The organism is Frankia sp. CeTa3Moorea (genome assembly GCF_978021225.1).
On record NZ_CDXDOR010000110.1, the window covers coordinates 16,527 to 18,669 of the forward strand.

5 protein-coding genes are annotated in these 2,143 nt (G+C 71.1%); all 5 read left to right on the plus strand.

Annotated features, from left to right (window positions below):
* Positions 1-385 (plus strand): metal ABC transporter permease (locus tag AC08OV_RS17595; RefSeq protein ID WP_476614409.1); only part of this gene is annotated, 385 nt, incomplete at its 5' end.
* Positions 386-439: 54 nt separating this feature from the next.
* Positions 440-1,612 (plus strand): GTP-binding protein, encoded by a 1,173-nt coding sequence (locus AC08OV_RS17600; protein ID WP_476619964.1) that lies wholly within the window; start codon positions 440-442, stop codon positions 1,610-1,612.
* On the plus strand, positions 1,609-1,860 hold the full coding sequence (locus AC08OV_RS17605; protein WP_476614407.1) for a type B 50S ribosomal protein L31: 252 nt from the start codon (positions 1,609-1,611) through the stop codon (positions 1,858-1,860). Before AC08OV_RS17600 ends, AC08OV_RS17605 begins: the two co-directional genes overlap by 4 nt.
* A gap of 1 nt (position 1,861) precedes the next feature.
* A complete protein-coding gene (gene rpmF, locus AC08OV_RS17610; RefSeq protein WP_071062807.1) occupies positions 1,862-2,023 on the plus strand; it encodes a 50S ribosomal protein L32 in 162 nt (53 codons plus the stop codon).
* An 18-nt stretch (positions 2,024-2,041) separates the two neighbouring features.
* On the plus strand, positions 2,042-2,143 hold a 102-nt coding region (locus AC08OV_RS17615; protein ID WP_476614426.1), incomplete at its 3' end, for a GTP-binding protein.

A 2,143-nucleotide genomic window follows, 5' to 3' on the forward strand; every position in this document is an offset into this window, starting at 1 on the left:
CCCCGGACATGCTCGCACCCTCGGCGTGCGGATCGGGCTGGTCGACACCGCGCTCATCGTCGGGCTCGGCCTCGTCGTCGTCCTCGGCCTGACCACCGTGGGCGTTCTCATGGCGTTGACGCTGTGCATCGCCCCGGCCGTCGCCGCCCGGCTGCTGTCCAGCCGCCTGCGCCGGGTGCTGTTCCTCGCCGCCGGCCTCGGCGCCGTCGCGGGCCTGGCCGGGCTGCTGGCCAGCTACCACTTCGCCCTGCCCGCCGGCCCCGCGGTCGGTCTGTCCGCCGTCCTCGAGGTGGCGGTCGCTGCCACGGTCCGAGCGGTTCGAGCGATTCGAATGACCCGCACCGGACGCACTCGACGCACCGGACGCACCGCCTCGGCGACCTGACCGGTCCGTGACGGGTGGCGATGGCGCGTCCGCGAACCCCTCCACGTTTTCGCAATGGCAATCATTTTCTATAAGGTGGTGAGTGTGTTGACAGAGGTCGTGCTGGTCGCCGGTCTGGGTGACCACGACGTGGGGGAGGAGATCTGGCGCGCCTGGCCGGGCTCGGTGCTGGTGCGCTACGACCTGCGCGATCTCGTCCAGGGTGTGGTGCGTCGCTGGGTCGACGGCGAGCTGACCGTGCTGGAACTGGCCCACGGCTGCGTGTCCTGCACACTCGGCCAGGATCTGGTGCCGCTGCTGGAGCGCCTGGGCGGCCGGGTCGTCGTCCATCTGGATCCCCGGCTGGAGCCCGGGGCCGTCTGCTTCGCCCTGTGCGAGACCACCGTGCGGGTCGAGGCCGTGGTCACCGTGGTCGACCGGGCCACCTGGCTGGCCGACGCGACCGGAAACGACATCCTCGCCGAGCGCGGCCTGAGCGCCGCGCAGGACGACGACCGGACCGTGGCCCAGATCGCCGTCGGGCCGGTCGAGTTCGCCGACTGCCTGGTGCTGACCGGCACGGCCGCCGATGCCCCGGTTCTCGACGCCGTGCTCGACCGCCTCAACGCCTGCGCCGCGCGTTACGAACGGGACGGGCTGGACGCGGCCGCCCTGCTGGCGGCCATCCCACCCGACGCGCGGCGCGGCCGCTTCGATGACGGCTTCGGCTCCCTGCTGAACGGAAAGCCGCCACGAGAACCGTCCAACGGCGTGGCGGTCGTCCATTTCTCCGCGTGTCGCCCGTTCCACCCGATGCGGCTGAACACCGCCCTGGACGTGCTGCTCGACGGAGTCGTCCGCACCCGTGGCCGGCTGTGGCTCGTCAGCCAGCCGGACCGGGCGCTGTGGCTGGAGTCGGCGGGCGGCGGGCTGACCATCGGCAGCCTCGGGACCTGGCTCGCCGCCACGGACGGCTGGTCGGATGCCCCGGCGGCCAGCGGCGTGGCGGTCGCGGCCAACGTTGCCGACGCTGCCAACGCCGCCAACCGGGAACGTCGCCCCGGCGAACGCGCGCAGGAGGTCGTCGTGATCACCCTGACCGCGTCACCCGAGGCGATCACCATGGCCCTGGAGGAGGCGCTGGCGACGGACGAGGAGCTCGCGCTGGCCGACGAGCTGGAGTTCGTCGACCCGTTCACCGAGGGGCCTGACGAAACAGACGAGCTCGACGAGATGGAGGAACTGTGAAAAAGGATATTCACCCCGACTACCACCCGGTGGTCTTTCAGGACCGGCCGACCGGAAAGTCGTTCCTGACCCGGTCCACCGTCACGTCGGACCGCACGATCGACTGGGAGGACGGCAATGTCTATCCGCTCATCGTGGTCGACATCACGGCCGACTCCCACCCGTTCTGGACCGGTGACCAGCGAGTGATCGACACCGCGGGCCGCGTCGAGAAGTTCAACCGCCGTTACGGAAAGAGGAGCAGCTGACATGGCCGTACCCAAGCGCCGGACATCCCGCAGCAACACCCGGCACCGCCGTGCCCAGTGGAAGGCCGTGGCGCCCGACCTGGTGCCGGTGACCACCCCCGACGGTCGCACGCTCCGGGTGCCCCGCCGCCTCGTCGCCGCTTACAAGCGCGGCCTGCTGTAACCGCCGGGGAGATCTGACGTGAGCCGCCCGACCGCTGATCCGCGTGTCCCCGTCACGGTGGTGTCCGGCTTCCTCGGCGCGGGCAAGACCACGCTGCTCAACCACGTGCTCGCCAACCGT